Below are 25040 nucleotides of genomic sequence, written 5' to 3' on the forward strand. Positions count from 1 at the left end.
GGCAGCCGCGCCTGCCCGACGGCGCCGGTCAGGCGTCCGGCGCCGTCGGGTGTCCCTTTTCCCGGCCCGTCCCGCCCGGGGTCGGGCAGTGTCCGCTCAGGACTTGCCGAACTCCCGCTGGATGATGTCGAAGAGCTCGTCCCGGCTGGCCGACTCCAACTCCTCTCCGGCGGCCGACGCCGGTGCGGTGGCGGCGGGTCGGCCCCGCCACCGGGTCAGCAGGTCCTCCAGCCGACCGACGACCGCGTCGTCGACCTGGTCGCCCGGCAGCCCGCCGAGGAGCTTGTCGAGGCGTTCGATCTCGGCCACGATCGGCAACGCCGGCTGCTCGGGCGCCAACTCGGCCCGCAGGTGACCGGCGAGCGCGTTCGGGGTGGGATGGTCGAAGACGAGGGTGGCGGGCAGTCCGATGCCCGTTGCGGCGGTCAGCCGGTTGCGCAGCTCGACTGCGGTGAGCGAGTCGAAGCCCAGTTCGAGGAAGCCGCGGGCGGGCCTGATCCCGCTCGGCGTGGCGTGTCCCAGCACCGCCGCGGCGGTGCCGCGGACCAGGTCGAGCAGGATGCGGTCGCGCTCCGACCCGGAGGCGGCGGCGAGCCGCTCGCGCAGCGCCGACGCCGCGCCGCGGTCCTCGCCCTTCGGCACCTCCTCGGCCTGTGCGGGCTGTGCTTCGGGGATGTCGGTGAACAACCGCGACGGACGCAACGCCGTGAACGACGGCACAAACCGATCCCACCGCACATCCGCCACCACCACCTGCCCCTCACCACCATCCAACGCCCGCTGCAACGCCGCCACCGCCAACTCCGGAGCCATCCCCGGCAAACCACGCCGACTCAACTGCTCCCCCGCCACCCCCACCGCCATACCCGCCTCAGCCCACGGCCCCCACGCCACCGACGTCCCCACCAACCCACGCCCACGCCGCGACACCACCAACCCATCCACAAACGCATTCGCCGCCGCATACCCCACCTGACCCGCAGAACCCCACACCCCCGCAATCGACGAAAAAACCACAAACGCATCCAAATCCAAACCAGCAGTCAACTCATCCAACACCACCGCACCACCAACCTTCGCCCGCAACACCTCCTCCACCTCACCCACACCCACCTCACCCAACGGCGTCAACTGCGCCACACCAGCCGCATGCACCACCGCCCGCAACCGCTCACCCCGACCCACCAAATCCCCCAACAACCCCGCCACCGCACCACGATCCGCCACATCACAACCCACCACCGACACCCGCACACCCAAACCCTCCAACCGCCCCACCAACTCACCCACACCCGGCGCACCACCACCACGCCGACTCACCAACACCACATGCTCCGCACCCACACCCACCGCCCACAACGCCACCCGCGCACCCAACGCCCCCGTACCACCCGTCACCAACACCGTCCCCGACAACCGAAAACCACCACCCGCACCCGCACCCGCACCCGCCGGAGAGCCCGCACGCACCAACCGCCGCACAAACACACCCGACGACCGCAACGCCACCTGATCCTCAACCCCCGACAACAACACCCCACACAACCGACCCCACACACCACCACCCAACACACCCGGCAAATCCACCAAACCACCCCACCGCAACGGCACCTCCAAACCCACCACCCGACCCAAACCCCACACCGCAGAACCCGCGACATCCGCCAGCTCGTCCGAGTCGCCGACCGACACCGCCCCGCGCGTCAGCCACCACAACCGGCCCGACCCACCGACGTCGGTCAGCGCCTGCACCACGGCCAGCGCCGTCGACACCTCGGCGGCGGCCGGAGCCGGGGACGCCTCCCGCGGCTCGGCCAGCGACAGCAGGGACACCACGTGGGCGTCCCGGGCGTCGGAGCTCATCGCCTCCAGCAGCAGCCGCGCCACCCGGTCGCGGTCGGCGCCGGCCGGGATCAGCACCGGGACCGCCCGGTCGGCCCGGGCAGCCAGCGCCGCGGCCACCGGGTGGTCCTCCTGCCCGGGCGCCATCAGCAGCAGCCAGGTTCCCGCCAACGTCGTGGAGTCCGGCACGGCGGCCGTACGCCACGTCGCCCGGTACCGCCAGGAGTCGACGACCGCCCGCTGCTGCGTCGCCCGCCGCCACCGGGCGAGCTTGGGCAGCAGCGCCGTGGACGGCTCGTCCGCGCCCACGGCGAGATCCTCGCCCAGCACGCCGAGGTCCCCGGACTCGACCGCCGCCCAGAACTGCTCGTCGGACGGGGCGTCGGCCCGCTCCGGAGCCGAGCCGGGCTGGGGGTCCTCCAGCCAGTAGCGCTGCCGGTCGAAGGCGTAGGTGGGCAGTTCCACCGCGCGCGGCCGGGTGCCGGTCTGGCCGAGGTACGCCGCCCAGTCGACGGCCACGCCGGCGGCCCAGAGCTGCCCGGCGGCACTGGTGAGGGTGGTGACGTCGGGCTGGCTGCGGCGCAGCGTGGCGACGTACCGCACGTCGTCGGCGGTGTCCGCCTCGGCGGCCATGGCGGTGAGGACCGCGTCCGGGCCGATCTCCAGGAAGGTGTCCACCCCCTGTGCCCGCAACGCCACCACACCGTCGGCGAAGCGCACCGGCTGCCGCACGTGCCGCACCCAGTAGCCGGGCTCGGTGATCTCTGCGGCGTCCGCGACCGCGCCGGTCACGTTCGACACGATCGGGATCCTCGGCGACCGCCAGTCGAGCCCCGCCACCACCGACGCGAACTCTTCCAACATCGGATCCATCAACCGCGAATGGAACGCGTGACTGACCGCCAGGTCCTTGACCCGCCAACCCCGCTCACGGCAGGCCGCCACCACCACCGCAACCTCATTGGCGGCACCCGACACCACCACCGACGCCGGACCATTCACCGCCGCCACGTCCACCGCCGCACCCGACACGCCGATCAACTCGGCGACAGCCTCCTCCGACGCACCCACCGCCGCCATCACCCCACCAGCCGGCAACGCCTGCATCAGACGACCCCGCGCCGCCACCAACGTGCACGCATCCGCCAACGACAACATCCCCGACACGTACGCCGCCGTCACCTCACCGATCGAATGACCCGCCAGGTAGTCGGCCCGCACACCCCACGACGCGAGCAACTCCCACAACGCCACCTCGACCGCGAACAACCCCGCCTGCGCGAAGACGGTCTGATCCACCAGAGCCCCATCGGCGGTGCCCAGCTCGGCGAACACCACCTCGCGCAACGCACGCGGCAGGCGCGGATCAATCTCCGCGCACACCGCGTCGAACGACGCCGCGAACACCGGGAACGTCTCGTACAGCTCCCGGCCCATACCCACGCGCTGCGAACCCTGACCCGTGAACAACACCGCCCGACGACCCGCCGACACCACACCCGACAACCGACCCTCGGCCACCGCCGACAGACCCGCCGCCAGCTCGTCCACGTCCGAGCCCCACACCACCGCCCGATGCTCCAACGCGGCCCGCGACGTCACCAACGACCACGACACATCCACCGGCGACAGACCACGACCACGCACGAACGACGCCAACCGCCCCGCCTGACCCGACAGACCCCGCTCCGAACGACCCGACACCACCCACGGCACCGGCAACCCGACCGGTGCGACGGGCGCGACCGGTACCGAAGCGGACTCCGGCTCCGGCTGCTCGATGATCACGTGGGCGTTCGTGCCGGAGATCCCGAACGACGACACACCCGCACGCCGGGGACGCTCCACGCCCGGCCACTCACGGGACTCGGTCACCAACTCCACCGCACCCGACGACCAGTCCACATGCGACGACGGCACATCCACATGCAACGACGCCGGCACCACACCATGCCGCATCGCCAAGACCATCTTGATGACGCCCGCCACCCCCGCAGCAGCCTGCGTGTGACCGATGTTCGACTTCACCGAGCCGAGCAACAACGGCACATCCCGACCCTGCCCGTACGTCGCCAACAAAGCCTGCGCCTCGATCGGATCACCCAACGACGTGCCCGTACCATGCGCCTCCACCACATCCACATCAGCCGCGCCCAGCCCCGCACTCGCGAGGGCCTGCCGGATCACCCGCTGCTGCGACGGACCATTCGGCGCCGTCAACCCGTTCGACGCGCCGTCCTGGTTCACCGCCGTGCCCCGTACCACCGCAAGGACCCGGCGCCCGTCACGCCGCGCATCCGACAACCGCTGCACCACGAGCACCCCGACACCCTCGGACCAGCCCGTGCCGTCCGCGGCGTCCGAGAACGACTTGCAGCGGCCGTCGGCGGACAGGCCGCCCTGGATCGAGAACTCGGCGAACGTGCCCGGTGAGGCCATCACGGTGACGCCGCCGGCCAGGGCCAGGTCGCACTCGCCGGACCGCAGCGCCTGCGCCGCCAGGTGCAACGCCACAAGCGACGAGGAACACGCCGTGTCCACAGTCACGGCCGGGCCCTCGAAACCGAACGAGTACGCCACCCGGCCCGACAACACGCTTGTCGCGTTGCCGGTGAGCAGGTGGCCGCCGACCTCCTGGGCCCGACCGACCGACCCGCTGGCGTACCCCTGGAAGCTGGCCCCGGCGAAGACGCCGACCGCGCCGCCCCGCAGGGTGGTCGGGTCGATTCCCGCCGACTCGACGGCCTCCCACGAGGTCTCCAGCAGCAGCCGCTGCTGCGGGTCCATGGCGAGGGCCTCCCGCGGCGAGATGCCGAAGAACTCGGCGTCGAACTCGCCGGCGTCGTAGACGAAGCCGCCCCTGCGGGCGAAGGACGTGTCGGACAGGCCGCTGCTGAGGAAGCTGTCCCAGCCCCGGTCGAGGGGGAACTCGGAGATGCCGTCGCGTCCCGTGGCGAGCAGTTGCCACAGTTCTTCCGGGGACGCGACGCCACCCGGGAGGCGGCAGCCCATGCCGACGATCACGATCGGGTCGTCGTCGACGGTGGCGACCCTGCGGGCGGCCGGCGCGTCGCCCGATGCTCCGAGCACGGTCTCCTGGATGAAGGCGACCAGGGCGGCCGGCGTCGGGTGGTCGAAGGCGAGGGTGGAGGGCAACGCGAGGCCGGTTTCGGCGGTCAGCCGGTTGCGCAGCTCGACTGCGGTGAGCGAGTCGAAGCCGAGACGCTGGAACGCCCGGTCCGGCCGCACCGCCTCCACGGTGGCGTGGCCGAGCACCGTGGCGACCTGGGAGCGTACGAGGTCCAGGAGGGACGCCTCGACCTCCGGCGGCGTCAGGGCCGCGAGCCGCTCGCGCAGTGCGGAGGCCCGGTCGGTGGGGCCGGTCTCGGCTCGGGACGCCGCCTCGATCGCCGCCTGTGCTTCGGGGATGTCGGTGAACAACCGCGACGGACGCAACGCCGTGAACGACGGCACAAACCGATCCCACCGCACATCCGCCACCACCACCTGCCCCTCACCACCATCCAACGCCCGCTGCAACGCCGCCACCGCCAACTCCGGAGCCATCCCCGGCAAACCACGCCGACTCAACTGCTCCCCCGCCACCCCCACCGCCATACCCGCCTCAGCCCACGGCCCCCACGCCACCGACGTCCCCACCAACCCACGCCCACGCCGCGACACCACCAACCCATCCACAAACGCATTCGCCGCCGCATACCCCACCTGACCCGCAGAACCCCACACCCCCGCAATCGACGAAAAAACCACAAACGCATCCAAATCCAAACCAGCAGTCAACTCATCCAACACCACCGCACCACCAACCTTCGCCCGCAACACCTCCTCCACCTCACCCACACCCACCTCACCCAACGGCGTCAACTGCGCCACACCAGCCGCATGCACCACCGCCCGCAACCGCTCACCCCGACCCACCAAATCCCCCAACAACCCCGCCACCGCACCACGATCCGCCACATCACAACCCACCACCGACACCCGCACACCCAAACCCTCCAACCGCCCCACCAACTCACCCACACCCGGCGCACCACCACCACGCCGACTCACCAACACCACATGCTCCGCACCCACACCCACCGCCCACAACGCCACCCGCGCACCCAACGCCCCCGTACCACCCGTCACCAACACCGTCCCCGACAACCGAAAACCACCACCCGCACCCGCACCCGCACCCGCACCCGCCGGAGAGCCCGCACGCACCAACCGCCGCACAAACACACCCGACGACCGCAACGCCACCTGATCCTCAACCCCCGACAACAACACCCCACACAACCGACCCCACACACCACCACCCAACACACCCGGCAAATCCACCAAACCACCCCACCGCAACGGCACCTCCAAACCCACCACCCGACCCAAACCCCACACCGCAGAACCGTCCAGGTCGGTCAGAGGCTCGGAGTCGTCCACGGAGACGGCACCGCTGGTCAACCACCACAGCCGACCCTCGACCTCAGTGACTGCAAGCGCCTGCGCGACCGCCAGTGCCTCGACGACACCGGCGCCGGCCAGCGACATCAGCGAGATCATCCCGGCGACCGGTCCTGCGGCCGCCGAGGCGGCGGACAGCCGACGCGCGATCCCGTCCCGGTCCAGCTCGTCCAGCACCACGGGGATCATCTCGGCACCCCGCTCAGCCAGCCCGGCCAGCAACGGGTGGTCCTGCTGGCCGGGGACCATCAGCACCAGCCAGGAGCCGGTCAGGTTCTCGCTCCCGGTCACGTCCTGGCGCCGCCACACCACGCGGTAGCGCCAGGAGTCCACCGTCGACCGCTGCTGTGCGGCCCGCCGCCACTGCGCGAGCTTCGGCAGGACCGCGCTGAACGGTTCGTCCGCGCCGACGCCCAGCTCGCCGCCGACCAGGTCGGGGTCGCCGGACTCCACGGCCGCCCAGAACCGCCCGTCGAGAGCTTCGCCGTGCACGTCCCGGCGGGCCGCGGGCGCCGCCTCGGGCCAGTACCAGGTGTGGTCGAAGGCGTACGTGGGCAGGTCGACCACGCCCGGCCGGGCACCGGTCTGACCGTGGTAGGCAGCCCAGTCGACCGGCACACCCGCCACCCACAACTGCCCCAACGCAGCCGTCACCGCAGCGAGCTCCGACTGGTCCCGCCGCGACACCGGAACCCGCCGCACCCCCGCATCCGCGACGATCTCCGCCACCATCGCCGTCAACGTCGCATCCGGGCCGACCTCCAGGAAGGTGTCCACCCCCTGCCCCCGCAACGCCGCCACACCGTCGGCGAACCGCACCGGCTGCCGCACGTGCCGCACCCAGTACTCCGGATCCACCAACTCCAGCGGCTCCGCGACCGCGCCGGTCACGTTCGACACGATCGGCACCCGCGGCACCCGCCAGTCCAGCCCCGCCACCACCGACGCGAACTCCTCCAACATCGGATCCATCAACCGCGAATGAAACGCGTGACTCACCGCCAGTTCCTTGACCCGCCAACCCCGCTCACGACAGGCCCCCACCACCGAAGCGACCTCGTCAGCCGCACCCGACACCACCACCGACGCCGGACCATTCACCGCCGCCACATCCACACCCGCGCCACTCGACGCGATCAGCTCGGCGACAGCCTCCTCCGACGCGCCGACCGCCGCCATCACACCGCCAGCCGGCAACGCCTGCATCAGACGACCCCGCGCCGCCACCAACGTGCACGCATCCGACAGCGACAACATCCCCGACACATACGCCGCCGTCACCTCACCGATCGAATGACCCGCCACAAAATCCGCCCGCACACCCCACGACGACAACAACTCCCACAACGCCACCTCCACCGCGAACAACCCCGCCTGGGCAAAGACGGTCTGATCCACCAGGACAGCCTCATCCGACCCCGCCTGCGCGAACACCACACCCCGCAACGCACGCGGCAACAAACCATCGAACCGGACGCACACCTCGTCGAACGCCGATGCGAACACCGGAAACGCCTCGTACAGCTCCCGACCCATACCCGCACGCTGCGAACCCTGACCCGTGAACAACACCGCCCGACGACCCGCCGACACCACACCCGCAGACCGGCCCTCGGCCACCGCCGACAGACCCGCCACCAGCTCATCCACCGACGAACCCCACACCACCGCCCGATGCTCCAACGCCGCCCGCGACGTCACCAACGACCACGACACATCCACCGGCGACAGACCACGACCACGCACGAACGACCCCAGCCGCCCCGCCTGACCCACCAGACCCCGCTCCGAACGACCCGACACCACCCACGGCACCGGCAAAGCCACGGAAGCGCCCCCGGCAGACGCCGGGGCAGACTCCGGCTCCGCCGTGACCTCGGGGACGGCCTCGGGCTCCGGCTGCTCCAAAATCACGTGCGCGTTCGTGCCGGAGATCCCGAACGACGACACACCCGCACGCCGAGGACGCTCCACGCCCGGCCACTCACGCGAGGCCGTCACCAGCTCCACCGCACCCGACGACCAGTCCACATGCGACGACGGCACATCCACGTGCAACGACGCCGGCACGGTCCCGTACCGCATCGCCAAGACCATCTTGATGATCCCGGCCACCCCCGCAGCCGCCTGCGTGTGACCGATGTTCGACTTCACCGACCCCAACAACAACGGCACATCCCGGCCCTGCCCGTACGTCGCCAGCAAAGCCTGCGCCTCGATCGGATCACCCAACGTCGTACCCGTGCCGTGCGCCTCCACCACATCCACATCAGCCGCCGACAAACCCGCAAACGCCAGAGCCTGCCGAATCACCCGCTGCTGCGACGGACCATTCGGCGCCGTCAACCCATTCGACGCACCATCCTGATTCACCGCCGAACCCCGCACCACCGCCAGAACCCGACGCCCGTCACGTTGCGCATCCGACAACCGCTGCACCACCAGCACCCCGACACCCTCGCCCCACGCGGTGCCGTCCGCAGACTCAGCGAAGGCCTTGCAGCGGCCGTCCGCCGACAGCCCACCCTGGCGGGAGAACTCGATGAAGGCGCCCGGGGTGGACATCACCGTGACGCCGCCGGCCAGCGCGAGGTCGCACTCGCCGGACCGCAGCGCCTGCGCCGCCAGGTGCAACGCCACAAGCGACGACGAACACGCCGTGTCCACAGTCACCGCCGGGCCCTCGAACCCGAACGAGTACGCCACCCGACCCGACAACACGCTCGCGGAGGCACCCGTCGCGCCGTACCCGGTGAGCGACTCACCGGCCTCGCGTACGACGGTCTCGTAGTCCTGGCCGTTGGTGCCGGCGAACACCCCGACGCGGCTGCCGCGCAACGCGAGGGGTTCGATCCGGGCGTCTTCGAACGCCTCCCAGGAGACCTCCAGCAGCAGCCGCTGCTGCGGGTCCATGGCGAGGGCCTCCCGCGGCGAGATGCCGAAGAACTCCGCGTCGAAGCCGCCCGCGTCGGCCAGGAAGGCCCCGCGCGAGACGTAGGAGTCGGTGCCGGCCAGCGACTCCAGGTCCCAGTGCCGGTTGGCCGGGAAGTCCGACATCGCGTCGGCACCGGCCGTCAGCAGGTCCCAGAGCCCCTCCGGGGACTCGGCTCCGGCCGGGAAACGGCAGCCCATGCCGACGATGACGATCGGGTCGTCGCCCACGACGGGGCCGGTGGCGGCGGGGACGGGCAGCGCCTGCCCGCCGAGCAGCTCGGCGTGGATGTGGCCGGCCAGAGCCGCCGAGTTCGGGTAGTCGAAGGCGAGCGTGGTCGGCAGCGCGAGGCCGGTCGCCGCGTCGAGCCGGTTGCGCAGCTCGACAGCTGCCAGCGAGGTGAAGCCGAGATCCTGGAACGCCCGGTCCGGCGCCACCCGCTCGACGGACTCGTGGCCGAGCACGGCGGCGACCTCGGCGCGTACCAGCTCACCGAGGACGCGCAACTGCTCCGTGCCGGGCATTCCCGACAGGCGCAGGCGCAGGTCGCCCGCCGGCACTGGGGCGTCGGCGGGCACCGCCGCGCCGGCCTCGGCCAGCAGGTCGCGGACCAGCGGGTGGGCGCGCCGAGGACCGGTGGCGGCCACCCGGGCCCAGTCGATGTCGGCCACGACGAGGTACGTCTCGTCGCGGTCCAGCGCCCGGTTGAAGGCGCGCACGGCTGTCTCCGGCGCCATCGCGCCGAAACCGGTACGGCTGAGCCGCTGTTCGAAGTCGCCCGCGCTCACCCCGCCGTCGGCCCACAGGCCCCAGGCGAGCGAGGTCGCCGGCAGCCCCTCCGCGCGGCGGCGCTGCGCCAGGGCGTCGAGGAACGCGTTGCCCGGCGCATACGTGGCCTGGCCGGCGGCGCCCATGAGGCCGGCGAGGGAGGAGAAGAGGACGAAGGCGGAGAGGTCGCTGCCCCGGGTCAGCTCGTCCAGGTTGCGCGCGGCGTCGACCTTCGCCCGCAGGGCGGTGGCCAGCTGGTCGACACTCACGGCGTCGACGACGTTGTCGTCGAGGGCCGCGGCGGTGTGCACGACCGCGCTCAGCGGAAGCTCGGCGGGGATCGAGTCGAGCAGCGTCGCGAGCGCGGCCCGGTCGGCCACGTCGCAGGACGCGAGGGTGACCCGGGTGCCGAGCCCGGCGAGTTCCTCGGCGAGGGCGGTCGCGCCGGGCGCCTCGCCACCCCGCCGGCTGACCAGGAGGAGGTGTTCGGCTCCTTCGGCGGCCAGCGCGCGGGCGACGTGTCCCCCGAGTGCCCCGGTGCCGCCGGCGATCAGCACCGTGCCGCGTGGCGTCCAGGAACCGCGCGCACCGGTGTCGCCGTACGTCGCACGAACGAGCCGGCGGGCGTGGCCGCCGGTGCCGCGCAGGGCGATCTCGTCCTCCCGGCCGGTGCCGGCGATCAGCGTCCGGAGCATGCGCACGACGCCCTGGTCGGGCTGCTCGGGGAGGTCGACGAGCCCGCCCCACCGGTGCGGGTGCTCGGCGCGCAGCACGCTGCCGAAGCCCCACGCCATGGCCTGCACGGGGTCGACGTGCCGGTCGCGGGATCCGACGGAGACCGCGCCGCGGGTGGCGATCCAGAGCCGGGCGGTGATCCCGGCGTCGCCGAGGGCCTGCGCGAGCGCGACCGTGCCGGCGAGGCCCGTCGGCACGGAGGCGGCACCGGCGTACGACCGGGTGTCGAGGGCCAGCAGGGAGAGTACGGGCAGCACGTCCCCGTCGCGGCCGGTCGACGCCTCGGCGAGGTCGTGGGCGAGGCGCTTGCGGTCGCACGTGGCGTCGACCTCGACGATCCGCCCGCCGGCGGCGCCGAGGGCGGCGGCCCAGTCCGTCACGGCCACGTCGGCGTCGGCCGGTACGACGAGCAGGAAGTCGGTCGCCTCGGCGCGGGCGGCATCGTCCGTGAGCGGCTGCCAGGCCACCCGGTAGCGCCAGGAGTCGAGGGCCGCCTCGGCGTCCCGGCGGCGTCGCCAGGTGGACAGCGCCGGCAGCACGTCCGCGAGGGGGGCGTCGGCGTCGACGGCCAGGCTCTCGGCGAGGGTCGTCAGGTCCTCCGCCTCGATCGCCCGCCAGAAGTCCTCGTCGGCGGCGGTACGCCGGGCTGCGGGGGGACGGTAGGAGCGCGTCGTCGCGTTGATCCAGTAGCGCCGGTGGTCGAAGGCGTACGTGGGCAGGTCGACCACGCCCGGCCGGGCACCGGTCTGACCGTGGTAGGCAGCCCAGTCGACCGGCACACCCGCCACCCACAACTGCCCCAACGCAGCCGTCACCGCAGCGAGCTCCGACTGGTCCCGCCGCGACACCGGAACCCGCCGCACCCCCGCATCCGCGACGATCTCCGCCACCATCGCCGTCAACGTCGCATCCGGGCCGACCTCCAGGAAGGTGTCCACCCCCTGCCCCCGCAACGCCGCCACACCGTCGGCGAACCGCACCGGCTGCCGCACGTGCCGCACCCAGTACTCCGGATCCACCAACTCCAGCGGCTCCGCGACCGCGCCGGTCACGTTCGACACGATCGGCACCCGCGGCACCCGCCAGTCCAGCCCCGCCACCACCGACGCGAACTCCTCCAACATCGGATCCATCAACCGCGAATGAAACGCGTGACTCACCGCCAGTTCCTTGACCCGCCAACCCCGCTCACGACAGGCCCCCACCACCGAAGCGACCTCGTCAGCCGCACCCGACACCACCACCGACGCCGGACCATTCACCGCCGCCACATCCACACCCGCGCCACTCGACGCGATCAGCTCGGCGACAGCCTCCTCCGACGCGCCGACCGCCGCCATCACACCGCCAGCCGGCAACGCCTGCATCAGACGACCCCGCGCCGCCACCAACGTGCACGCATCCGACAGCGACAACATCCCCGACACATACGCCGCCGTCACCTCACCGATCGAATGACCCGCCACAAAATCCGCCCGCACACCCCACGACGACAACAACTCCCACAACGCCACCTCCACCGCGAACAACCCCGCCTGCGCGAACACCGTCTGATCCACCAAGCCGGCATCGGAAGTACCCGTCTCGGCGAACACGACCTCCCGCAACGCACGCGGCAACAAACCATCAAAACGGGCGCACACCCCGTCGAAGGCCTGCGCGAACACCGGGAACGTCTCGTACAACTCCCGGCCCATGCCCACACGCTGCGAACCCTGACCCGTGAACAACACCGCCCGACGACCCGCCGACACCACACCCGACACCACCGACCGGCCCTCGGCAACAGCCGACAGCCCCGCAACCAGCTCGTCCACGTCCGAGCCCCACACCACCGCCCGATGCTCCAACGCGGCCCGGGTCGTCGCCAACGACCACGACACGTCCACCGGCGACAGACCACGACCACGCACGAACGACCCCAGCCGCCCGGCCTGACCCGACAGACCCCGTTCCGAACGCCCCGACACCACCCACGGCACCGGCAAAGCCACGGGCGCGGCAGACGCCGCGGCGTGCTCCGGCTCCGCCTGTTCGATGATCACGTGGGCGTTCGTGCCGGAGATCCCGAACGACGACACGGCAGCCCTGCGTGCGCGGCCCGCACCCGGCCACTCGCGCGCCTGGGCCACCAGCTCCACAGCGCCCGACGACCAGTCCACATGCGACGACGGCGCATCCACGTGCAAGGTCGCCGGCACCATCCCATGCCGCATCGCCAAGACCATCTTGATGACGCCCGCCACCCCGGCAGCAGCCTGCGTGTGACCGATGTTCGACTTCACCGACCCCAGCAGCAGCGCGTCCCGGTCGTCGCGGTCCTGCCCGTACGTGGCGAGCAGCGCCTGGGCCTCGATGGGGTCGCCCAGCGTCGTGCCCGTGCCGTGCGCCTCCACGACGTCGACGTCGGCGACGCCCAGCCGGGCGTTCGCGAGGGCCTGGCGGATCACCCGCTGCTGCGACGGACCATTCGGCGCCGTCAACCCGTTCGACGCGCCGTCCTGGTTGACGGCCGTGCCCCGCACGACCGCGAGGACCCGGCGCCCGTCACGCCGCGCGTCCGACAACCGCTGCACCAGCAGCACACCGACGCCCTCGGACCAGCCCGTGCCGTCCGCCGCGTCGGAGAACGACTTGCAGCGGCCGTCGGGGGCCATGCCCCGCTGGCGGGAGAAGTCGATGAACGTCTCGGGTGTCGCCATCACCGTGACGCCGCCGGCCAGCGCCAGGTCACACTCCCCCGACCGCAGCGCCTGCACCGCCAGGTGCAACGCCACAAGCGACGACGAACACGCCGTGTCCACAGTCACCGCCGGGCCCTCGAAACCGAACGAGTACGCCACCCGACCCGACAACACGCTGCTGGCCGTGCCGACGCCGAGGTAGCCGTCGAGGGTCTCGGGGACGTCGGCCAGCCCTGCGGCGTGGTTGTGGTACATCATGCCGGCGAACACGCCGACCGGCCGGCCACGCAGCGCAAGCGGGTCGATCCGGGCGTCCTCGATGGCCTCCCACGAGGTCTCCAGCAGCAGCCGCTGCTGCGGGTCCATGGCGAGGGCCTCGTGCGGCGAGATCTTGAACAGGTCGGCGTCGAAGTCGGCGGCGTCGGCCAGGAAGCCGCCCTCGCGGGCGTAGCTGCTGCCCCGGCGCGCGCCGGACGGGTCGTACAGGTCGTCGACGTCCCAGCCGCGGTCGGCGGGGAAGCCGGTGATGCCGTCGCCACCGGAGACGAGGAGGTCCCACAGTTGCTCGGGGCTGCGTACGCCGCCGGGGTAGCGGCAGCTCATGCCGACGATCGCGATCGGCTCGTCGAGCGCCGCGACGGCGGCGACCGGAGCCGCCCGGGTGCCGGCGTCCGTTCCGGTCTCGGCGTCCAGGTGGTCGGCGAGGGCGAGCGGGGTCGGGTGGTCGAAGACCAGCGTCGCGGGCAGGCGCAGGCCGGTGACCGCGCCCAGCCGGTTGCGCAGTTCGACGGCGGTGAGCGAGTCGAAGCCGAGCTCGGTGAACGGACGCCCGGCCTCGACGGCGGCGGCGTCGGCGTACCCCAGGACCGTCGCGACCTGGTCGAGGACGAGCCGCAGCAGGGCCGCGGCGCGCTCCTCGCGGTCGAGGCCGGCGAGCCGCCCGGTCAGCGCGGCGGTCTCCGCCGGGCCGGACCGCGCGGCGCGGCGCCGGGGCGCCCGGACCAGGCCGCGCAGGACCGACGGCAGGGTGCCCGCCTCGGCCTGGGCGCGCAGCGCCGGCCCGTCCAGCGCCATTGGCACCGTCGCGGGCAGGCCGGTGAGCAGGGCGGCGTCGAGGAGCGCGAGGCCGTCCGCCTCGGGAAGCGGCCGTACGCCGGCCCGGGCCAGCCGGTCGGTGTCGGCGCGGTCGAGGCCGGCCGTCATGCCGCCGCCCGACTCCGCCCACGGGCCCCAGGCCAGCGAGTGCGCCGGCAGGCCCGCGGCCCGCCGCCGGTGGGCGAGCGCGTCCAGGAAGGCGTTGGCCGCCGCGTAGTTGGCCTGGCCGGGGCTGCCCGTCACGCCCGCCGCCGAGGAGTACGTGACGAAGAGCGCGAGGCGGCTGGCGGCGGTCAGCTCGTGCAGGTTCGCGGCGGCGTCCACCTTCGGCCGCAGCACGTCGCCGAGGGTCCCGGGGGTGAGCGAGGTCAGGGTGCGGTCGGCCAGCACGCCGGCGGTGTGCACCACGCCGGTCAGCGGGTGCGCCGGGTCGATCCGGTCCAGCAGCGCGGCGAGGGCGGCCCGGTCGGCGGCGTCGCACGCCTCGACCGTCGCGGTGGCCCCCAGGTCGGCGAGGGCGGCGACCAGGTCGGCTGCGCCGTCGGCGTCGGCGCCGCGCCGGCTGGTCAGCAGCAGGTGCCGGGCCCCGTACCGGGTGACCAGGTGGCGGGCGGTCAGCGCGCCGAGGGCACCGGTGCCGCCGGTGACCAGCACCGTGCCCTCCGGGTCCAGCGCCGGCGCCGGCGCGTCGGGTTCCGGGGCGGCGACGAGCCGGGGCACGCGGAGCGCCCCGTCGCGTACCGCCGCCTGCGGCTCGTCGGCCGACAGCAGGCCGACGAGGACGGCCGCGCAGTTCTCCTCGTCGTCGACGTCGACGACGAGGAAGCGGCCGGGGTGCTCGGCCTGGGCGGAGCGGAGCAGGCCCCACACGGCGGCGCCGGCCAGGTCGGTGACCTCCGCGTCGTCGTCCACGGCGACGGCGCCGCAGGTGAGGACCACCAGCCGGGAGTCGCCGGTGTGCGGCTCGGCGGCGAGCCAGCCCTGGAGCACGGCGAGGACCTCGGCGAGCAGGTCGTGGACGGCGCCGGGGCCGGTCGCGCCGGCCACCGGGTACAGCACGGCGTCGGGTACCCCGGCGTCGCGGAGCGCGTCGAGGTCGGCGTACCGGGCGGCGGGCGGGCCGGACGGCAGCGGGGCGGGACGTTCGCCGAGCACCGCCCAGGTCGTGCCGTCGGCGGCGCCCCCGGCGACGGGGTGCCGGAGCCAGTCGAGGCGGAACAGCGAGCGCCGCCACGCGGACCCGTCGGCGGTGAGCTCCCCCGCCGGCAGGGGCCGCAGCACCAGGGAGCCGACCCGGGCGACCGGCGCCCCGGTGGCGTCGGCGACCAGCATGGACACCGTGTCCGGACCGGTGGGGGTCAACCGTACCCGCAGCGTGTCGGCGCCGTGGGCGGACAGCGTCACGTCGGACCAGGCGAACGGCATCCGGGCCTCGCCGGGGTCGACGATGCCCAGCCCGACCGCCTGCACGGCGGCATCGAGCAACGCCGGATGCAGCCCGTACCCACCGGCGTCGCCGGCCGCCGGATCGGGCAGCGCCACCTCGGCGTACACGTCCGCGCCGACGCGCCAGGCGGCACGCAGCCCGGAGAAGGCCGGGCCGTACGCGAACCCGGCCCGTGCCGCCCGCCCGGCCAGCTCCGACACGTCCAGGGAGGTGGCGTCGCTCGGCGGCCACTGCGCCGGCGCGCCCGTGTCCTCATCCGGCTCCTCGGTGAGCAGGCCGGTGGCGTGCCGTACCCAGATGTCGTCGGTGCCGGCGCGACGGGCGTGGACGGTGAGCTGCCACGCTCCGCCGCCGGTGCGTTCGGCGGCGACCTGCACGTCGACGCCGCCGGTCTCGGGCAGCACCAGCGGCGCCTGGAGGGTCAGCTCGGCGAGCCGTTCGGCGCCGACCTCCGCGCCGGCCCGCATCGCCAGCTCCACGAACCCGGTGCCGGGCAGGAGCACGACGTCGCGCAGGGCGTGCTCGGCCAGCCAGGGCTGGGTCTCCACGGACAACCTGCCGGTGAGCGTCACCTCGTCGCCGTCGGCCGAGCGGAACACCGCGCCGAGCAGCGGGTGGCCGGTCGGGGTCAGCCCGGCGGCGGTCACGTCGGCGGGCTGCGGCAGGGGCAGCAACCAGTAGCGTTCGCGCTGGAACGCGTACGTGGGCAGGTCGACCGGCACGGGCGGGCCGGCGAACAGGGCCGCCCAGTTCACCGGCACGCCCCTGGCCCACACGGTGGCCGCGGCGGCCAGGGCGGTCGTCGCCTCGTCGTGCTCGGCGCGCAGCACGGGGGCGCAGACCGCCTGGTCCGCGCCGACGATCTCCTGGGTGAGCGCGCAGAGCACTCCGCCCGGGCCCACCTCGACGTACGCGCCGACACCCAGCTCACGCAGCGTGGTCACGGCGGCGTCGAAGCGGACCGTGTCGCGGACGTTGCGCAGCCAGTACGCCGGGGAGCACACCTCGTCGGGGTCGAGCACCGCTCCGGTCACGGTGGAGACCACGGGGATGCGGGGCGCGGCGAAGGTCAGTTGCCCGAGCACGTCGCCGAACGCGTCGAGCATCGGGTCCATGCGGGCGGAGTGGAACGCGTGGCTGACCCGCAGCCGCCTGGTGCTGCGGCCGAGGGCTGCGAAGTGTGCGGCGACCGCCAGCACGGCGTCCTCGTCGCCGGAGACGACGACGGACTCCGGGCCGTTGACGGCGGCCAGCCCGGCGCCGGGCGTCCCGCCGACGGTGGCCAGGTGCGCGCGGACCTCCGCCTCGGTGGCGCGGATCGACACCATGGCGCCACCGGTGGGCAGCGCCTGCATCAGGGTGCCCCGGGCGGCCACCAGGCGGGCGGCGTCGGGCAGCGACAGCACGCCGGCGATGTGCGCGGCGGCCACCTCGCCGACCGAGTGCCCGGCCACGAAGTCCGGCACGACACCCCAGGACTCGACGAGCCGGTAGGCGGCGACCTCGACGGCGAAGAGCGCCGCCTGGGCGTACCCGGTGCGGTCGAGCACGTCGGCGGGGCCGTCGAGCACGCCGCGCAGCGGCCGGTCGAGGTGCATGTCCAGCTCCGCGCAGGCGGCGTCGAAGGCGTCGGCGAAGGCCGGGAAGGCGGCGTACAACCGCTGGCCCATGCCGACGCGCTGGGCGCCCTGGCCGGTGCAGAGCACGGCGACGCGGGTGGGACTGGCGACCCCGCGCCGCACGGACGCGGCCGGAACCCCGTCGGCCAGCGCGCCGAGCCCGGCGAGCAGTTCGTCCCGGTCGGCGCCGAGCAGCACCGCCCGGTGTTCCAGGACGGACCGGCCGGTGGCCAGGGCCCGGCCCACGGCGGCCGGCGCGGCGTCGGGGTGCTCGGCGAGCCAGGAGCGCAGCCGGTCGGCCTGGGCGCCGAGCGCTGCGGCGCTGCGCGCGGAGACGACCCACGGCAGCGGGTCGGGGCCGGTGACGGCGTCGGTGGCCGGCTGCGGCGCGGGCGGGGCGGCCTCGACGATGACGTGGGCGTTGGTGCCGCTGACACCGAACGAGGAGACGCCCGCGCGCATGGGCCTCGTCGCGCGCGGCCACGGGCGCGGCTCGCGGAGCAGGCTCACCGCGCCGGCCGACCAGTCGACGTGCGGGGACGGCTCGTCGACGTGCAGGGTGCGCGGCAGGACGCCGTGACGCATCGCCATGACCATCTTGATGACGCCGGCGACGCCGGCCGCGGCCTGGGTGTGCCCGAGGTTCGACTTGATCGACCCGAGCCACAGGGGCTGGTCGTCGGCCCGGTCCCGGCCGTACGTGGCGAGCAGGGCCTGCGCCTCGATGGGGTCGCCGAGGCGGGTGCCGGTGCCGTGGGCCTCGACGGCGTCCACGTCGGCCGGGGCGAGCCGGGCGTTGGCGAGGGCCTGGCGGATCACGCGTTGCTGCGACGGGCCGTGCGGCGCGGTGAGGCCGTTGGAGGCGCCGTCGGAGTTGACCGCGCTGCCGCGCACCACGGCGAGCACCCGGTGGCCGTTGCGCCGCGCGTCGGAGAGCCGCTCCAGCAGCAGCAGCCCGGCGCCCTCGCTCCAGCCGGTGCCGTCGGCGGTGGCCGCGAAGGACTTGCACCGCCCGTCCGGGGACAGGCCACGCTGGCGGCTGAAGCCGACGAACGTGTCGGGGCTGGACATGACGGTGACGCCGCCGGCCAGCGCGAGTGTGCACTCGCCGGAACGCAGGGCCCGGACGGCGAGGTGCAGCGCCACCAGTGAGGACGAGCAGGCGGTGTCGACGGTGACGGCCGGGCCCTCGAAGCCGAACGTGTACGCGATCCGGCCGGAGACGACGCTGCCGTGGTTGCCCGTGCCGACGAACGCCTCGACCTCCTGCGGCACGCCGTTGAGCCGGGAGACGTAGTCGTGGTACATGACGCCGGTGAAGACGCCGGTGCGGCTGCCCTTGAGCGAGTCCGCGGCGATGCCGGCCCGCTCGACCGTCTCCCAGGCGACCTCCAGCAGGAGGCGCTGCTGCGGGTCCATGGCCAGCGCCTCGCGGGGCGAGATGCCGAAGAAGCCGCCGTCGAACTCGCCGGCGTCGTGCAGGAAGCCGCCCTCGCGGGTGTACGACTTGCCGTGCGCGTCCGGGTCGGGGTCGTAGAGGCTCTCCACGTCCCAGCCCCGGTCCGCCGGGAAGGGTGTGACGGCGTCGACGCCGGACTCGACCAGCCGCCACAGCGCCTCCGGAGTCCGCACCCCGCCCGGGTAGCGGCAGCCCATCGCCACGATCGCGATCGGCTCGTGATTCTGCTCGTCGACGGCCCGCAGGCGCTCGCTGGTCTCGTGCAGGTCAGCGGTGACGCGCTTGAGGTACTCGCGGAGCTTGGCTTCGTTCGCCATCGGGTTGATCACCTGTCGCTAAGGGGCAAGCGGCGGACTCGTGGTCAGGATCGGCCGAACTTCTGGTCGATGAAGTCGAACAGCTCGTCGTCCGAGGCGTCGTCGAGGGCCTGGCCGACGTCGTCGGTCCGGTCGGTGGTGTCGCTCCACCGGGTGACCAGCGCCCGGAGGCGGACCGCCACGGCGGTACGCGTCTCGTCGTCGGCGGCCAGCCGCTCCAGCTCCTCCGGCGCGGTCGCGGCGAACGCGGCCTCCAGCCGGTCCAGCTCGGCGAGCAGGCCCGGTTCGGGCTTCGGCGGGGCGGCGTCGACCAGCAGGAAGTCGGCGAGGGCCGCGGGCGTGGGGCAGTCGAAGATGAGGCTCGCCGGCAGCCGGATGCCGGTGAGGGCGGTCAGCCGGTTGCGCAGCTCCACGGCTGTCAGCGAGTCGAAGCCGAGGCCGGTGAACGTCTGCCCGGACGGCACGACGGTGGCCGACGGGTAGCCGAGCACCTCGATGACCTGCGCCTTGACCAGGTCCTCCACCAGCCGGCCGCGTTCGGCCTCGGGCGTGCCGGCGAGGCGCTGCGCGAAGGACGGGCCGCCGTCGCCGCCGCCCTCGACGACGCGCCGCCGGGCCCGGACCAGGCCGCGCAGCGGCGCCGGGAGCTGGCCGGCGTCGGCCTGGCGGCGCAGCGCGGCGAGGTCGAGCAGCGCCGGCACCAGGTGGGGGCGTCCACCGTGCAGGCTGGCGTCGAAGAGGCGCAACGCCTGGCCGGTGCCGAGCGGGCTGAGGCCGTTGCGGCTCATCCGCTGCCGCTGGGCGGCGTCGAGTGCGCCCGTCATCCCGCTGTCCGCGGCCCAGAGGCCCCAGGACAGGGACGTGGCGGCGAGGCCGCAGGCGTGCCGATGCCCGGCGAGGCCGTCGAGGAACGCGTTCGCGGCGGCGTAGTTGCCCTGCCCGGGGCCGCCGAGGACACCGGCGACCGACGAGAAGAGGACGAACATCGCCAGCGGCCGCGATCGGGTCAGCTCGTGCAGGTGCCAGGCGGCGTCGGCCTTGGCGGAGAGAACGGCTGACAGCCGGCCGGGGGTCAGCGCCGAGATCACCGTGTCGTCGAGGACACCGGCGGCGTGCACCACGCCGGTGAGCGGGTGCTCGGCGGGAACGTCGGCCAGCACCGCGGCCAGGCGGTCCCGGTCCGCCACGTCGGCGGCGACCAGGCGGGCCTGCGCACCCAGCGCGGTCAGCTCGGCGAGCAGCTCCGCCGCGCCGGGGGCGTCGGTTCCGCGGCGGCTGACCAGCAGCAGGTGGCGCACCTTGTGCGTACTGACCAGGTGCCGGGCCAGCAGGCCGCCGAGGGCGCCGGTGGCCCCGGTGACCAGGACCGTCCCGTCGGGGTCGAGGGCGGCGGCCGGCGCCGGGTCGAGGACGGCTGGCGCGAGCCGGGGCGTCAGCACCTGCTCGTCCCGGACCGCCAGTTGGGGTTCGCCGGTGGCGACCGCACGGGCCACCAGGTCCACAGTGCAGGACTCCGGCTGCCGCGCCTCGTCGAGGTCCACGAGCACGAAGCGGTCGGGGTGCTCCGCCTGGGCCGAGCGCAGCAGGCCCCAGACCGCCGCGCCGGGCAGGTCGCCCGTACGACAGGTGTCGCCGGCGGCGACGGCCCCGCGGGTCAGCACGACCAGCCGCCGCTCCGCCAGCCGGTCGTCGGCGAGCCAGCCCTGGACGGCGACCAGCACCGCCGTGAGCCGGCTCCGCGTCGCGGCGGGAACCGGGGCGTCCTCGTCGTCGGCGTACGCGGCGAGCAGCACCAGTTCCGGGTCGATCCGGCCGGAATCGACCGCCTCCGCCAGCTCGGCGAGCCTGTACCTGGCGATCTCGGACAGGTCGGACGGCGCGTCGCCGAGGAGCACCACCCGGACGGTCGCCGGGGTACCCGGCCGCACGCTCTGCCAGTTGACGGCGTACAGCGGGTCGGCTGCGGAGTCACCGCCGCGCACCTGGTCGGCGGTGACGGGGCGGGAGACCAGGGAGTCGATCCGGGCGACGGGGGCGCCGGCCGGGTCGGTCAGGGTCAGGGTCACGCCGCCGCCGCTGCGCCGGGCGCGTATCCGCAGCGCGGTCGCGCCGACCGCCGAGAGGGTGACGCCGGTCCAGGCGAAGGGCAGGCGTACGCCGGAGGCATCCTCCGCGTCGGAGTCGAGCAGGCCGACGACGTGCAGCGCGGCGTCCAGCAGGGCGGGATGCAGGCCGAAGCCGGCGACCTCGGTGCCGTCGGGCACCGCCACCTCGGCGCACACCTCGTCGTCGGTGCGCCAGACGGCGCGCAGGCCACGGAAGAGAGGGCCGTATTCGACGCCCAGACGGGACAGCTCGGTGTAGATCCCGTCGACCGCGACGGCGGTGGCGGCGCTGGGCGGCCACGGCGCCGGATCGGACCGGTCGGGCTGCGGTACGGCGGGGGCGAGGACGCCCGCCGCGTGGCGGTCCCACTCGCCGTCCGGTTCGGCGGCGGCGCGGGAGTGGATGGTGACCGTCCGGCGACCGTCCTCGTCCGCCGCGCCCAGTTTCACCTGCACCGCCCGGGTGCCGTCCTCGGCGAGCGCCAGCGGGGCCTGGAGGGTCAGCTCGTCGAGGGTGTCGCAGCCGACCTGCGCGCCCGCGTGCAGGACCATGTCGACCAGGGCGGCGCCGGGCACCACCACCGAGTCCCAGACGACGTGTTCGGCGAGCCACGGGTGTGTCAGTACGGAGAGTTCGGTGCCGAAGACCCGTACGTCGTCGTCGGCGACGCGTACGGCGGCGCCGAGCAGCGCGTGGTCGACGGGGCGGGCACCGAGCCCGGGCACCGTCTCGACCCCCGCGCTGGCGTTGAGCCAGTAGCGCTGCTGGTCGAAGGCGTACGTGGGCAGGGCGATGGCGCGGGGGCGTGCCTCGGCTGCCCGCTCGGGGCCGGCCCCGTCGAGGGCGGCGAGGTATCCGGTCCAGTCGACGTGGTCGCCGGTGACGTACCGCTCGGCGAGGGCGGTGCGCAGCGTGTCGGCCTCGGAGTGCCCGGCGCGCATCGTGGCGGTGAACCGGACTTCGCCGGCCGCCTCGACGCAGTCCTGCGCCATGGCGGTGAGTACGGCGTCGGGGCCGACCTCCAGGAACTGGGTGACGTCCTGCTGGTGGAGGGTGCGCACCGCGTCGGCGAACCGTACCGGCTGGCGCACGTGCCGCACCCAGTAGCCCGGGTCGGTCAGCTCCGCCGCGTCCGCGACCGCACCGGTCACGTTCGACACGATCGGGATCCTCGGCGACCGCCAATCCAGCCCGGCCACCACCGAAGCGAACTCCTCCAGCATCGGCTCCATCAACCGCGAATGGAACGCGTGACTCACCGCCAGTTCCTTGACCCGCCAACCCCGCTCACGACAGGCCCCCACCACCGAAGCGACCTCGTCAGCCGCACCCGACACCACCACCGACGCCGGACCATTCACCGCCGCCACATCCACACCCGACGACGCGATCAGCTCGGTGACAAACCCCTCCGCCGCACCCACCGCCACCATCACACCGCCAGCCGGCAACGCCTGCATCAACCGGCCCCGCGCCGCCACCAGGGAACAGGCGTCCGCCAACGACAACATCCCCGACACATACGCCGCCGTCACCTCACCGATCGAATGACCCGCCACAAAATCCGCCCGCACACCCCACGACGCGAGCAACTCCCACAACGCCACCTCCACCGCGAACAACCCCGCCTGCGCAAACACCGTCTGATCCACCAGGGCAGCCTCACCCGAACCCGCCTCGGCGAACACGACCTCCCGCAACGCCCGCGGCAACAAACCCTCAAACCCCGCACACACCCCATCGAAGGCCGTCGCGAACACCGGGAACGTCTCGTACAACTCCCGGCCCATGCCCACACGCTGCGAACCCTGACCCGTGAACAACACCGCCCGACGACCCGCCGACACCACACCCGACACCACCGACCGGCCCTCGGCAACAGCCGACAGCCCCGCAACCAGCTCGTCCACGTCCGAGCCCCACACCACCGCCCGATACTCCAACGCAGCCCGCGACCTCACCAACGACCACGACACATCAGCCACCGACAGGTCAGACCGACCCCGCACGAACGACGCCAACCTCGACGCCTGACCCACCAGAGCACGCTCCGAACGCCCCGACACCACCCACGGCACCGGCACACCCACCGGCAGCGCGACGGGCTCGGGATCGGCTTCGGCCTCCGGCTGCTCCAGGATCACGTGCGCGTTCGTCCCCGAGATGCCGAACGACGACACACCCGCCCGCCGAGGGCGCTCTACGGCCGGCCACTCCCGCGTCCGCGTCGCCAACTCCACCGCACCCGACGACCAATCCACATGCGACGACGGCACATCCACATGCAACGACGCCGGCACCACCCCGTGCCGCATCGCCAAGATCATCTTGATGACGCCCGCCACCCCCGCAGCGGCCTGCGTATGACCGATGTTCGACTTCACCGAGCCGAGCAACAGCGGCACATCCCGACCCTGCCCGTACGTCGCCAGCAAAGCCTGCGCCTCGATCGGATCACCCAACGTCGTGCCCGTGCCGTGCGCCTCCACCACATCCACATCACCCACGCCCAGCCGGGCGTTGGCGAGCGCCTGCCGAATCACCCGCTGCTGCGACGGACCATTCGGCGCCGTCAAACCATTCGACGCACCATCCTGATTCACCGCCGAACCCCGCACCACCGCCAAGACCCGACGCCCGTCGCGCCGCGCATCCGACAAGCGCTGCACCAGCAGCACACCGACCCCCTCGGCGAGCGCCGTGCCGTCCGCCGCGTCGGCGAACGCCCGGCACCGGGCCACCGGGGACAGGTTGCCCTGCCGGGTGAAGTCGACGAACACCGCGGGAGTGGGCATCACCGTCACGCCGCCGGCCAGCGCGAGATCGCACTCCCCCGACCGCAGCGCCTGCACCGCCAGATGCAACGCCACAAGCGACGACGAACACGCCGTGTCCACAGTCACCGCCGGCCCCTCGAACCCGAACGAGTACGCCACCCGACCCGAGGCGATGCTGCCCGCGTTGCCGAGACCGAGGTAGTCCTCCACGCCCGCCGGCGGGGTCTCCGGCGGGTGGGCGTACCCGCTGTGGGTCATGCCGGCGAAGACCCCGACCCGGGCGCCCTTCAGGCTTGTGGGGTCGATCCCCGCCGTCTCGACGGCCTCCCACGAGGTCTGCAGCAGCAGCCGCTGCTGCGGGTCCATCGCGAGGGCCTCGCGCGGCGAGACCCCGAACAGCCGAGGGTCGAACTCGGCGGCGTCGGCCACGAATCCGCCCTCACGGACCGAGGAGGTGCCCGGCCGGGACCGCTCCGGGTCGTAGAGCGCGTCGAGATCCCAGCCGCGGTCGGTGGGGAAGGAGGCGATCGCGTCACCGCCGGACGCGACGAGATCCCACAGTTCCTCGGCGGTGCGCACCCCGCCGGGGAACCGGCAGCCGATGCCGACGATCGCGATGGGCTGCTGCGCGTCGGCCTCGACGTCCCGGAGCCGTTGCCGGGTCCGCCGCAGGTCGGCGGTGACTCTCTTCAGGTACTCCCGGAGCTTCTCTTCGGTGTCCATCAACCCAGCCCATCGCGATTCACGGCGGAGACTCGACGTAAGCGACGGTACGAATGCGCAGAAGTCTCA

General features: G+C 73.4%; 2 protein-coding genes. Both read right to left on the reverse strand.

The genetic code is table 11. The features are described 5' to 3' along the window. Positions 1-96: 96 nt before the first annotated feature. Complete coding sequence (locus tag FHU28_RS23700) at positions 97-19365, reverse strand: type I polyketide synthase (RefSeq protein WP_184686659.1); 19269 nt, start codon at positions 19363-19365, stop codon at positions 97-99. A 44-nt stretch (positions 19366-19409) separates the two neighbouring features. Continuing rightward, positions 19410-24974: a type I polyketide synthase gene (locus FHU28_RS23705; protein ID WP_184686660.1), complete on the reverse strand. Its 5565-nt coding sequence runs from the start codon at positions 24972-24974 to the stop codon at positions 19410-19412. Positions 24975-25040 lie beyond the last annotated feature (66 nt).

The sequence above is a fragment of the Micromonospora echinospora genome (assembly GCF_014203425.1).
GTDB classification, from domain to species: domain Bacteria; phylum Actinomycetota; class Actinomycetes; order Mycobacteriales; family Micromonosporaceae; genus Micromonospora; species Micromonospora echinospora_A.

Excerpts from the sequence above, each read along its gene's own strand:
- FHU28_RS23700 (WP_184686659.1), bottom strand. The coding sequence starts at position 19,365 with ATGGCGAACGAAGCCAAGCTCCGCGAGTACCTCAAGCGCGTCACCGCT.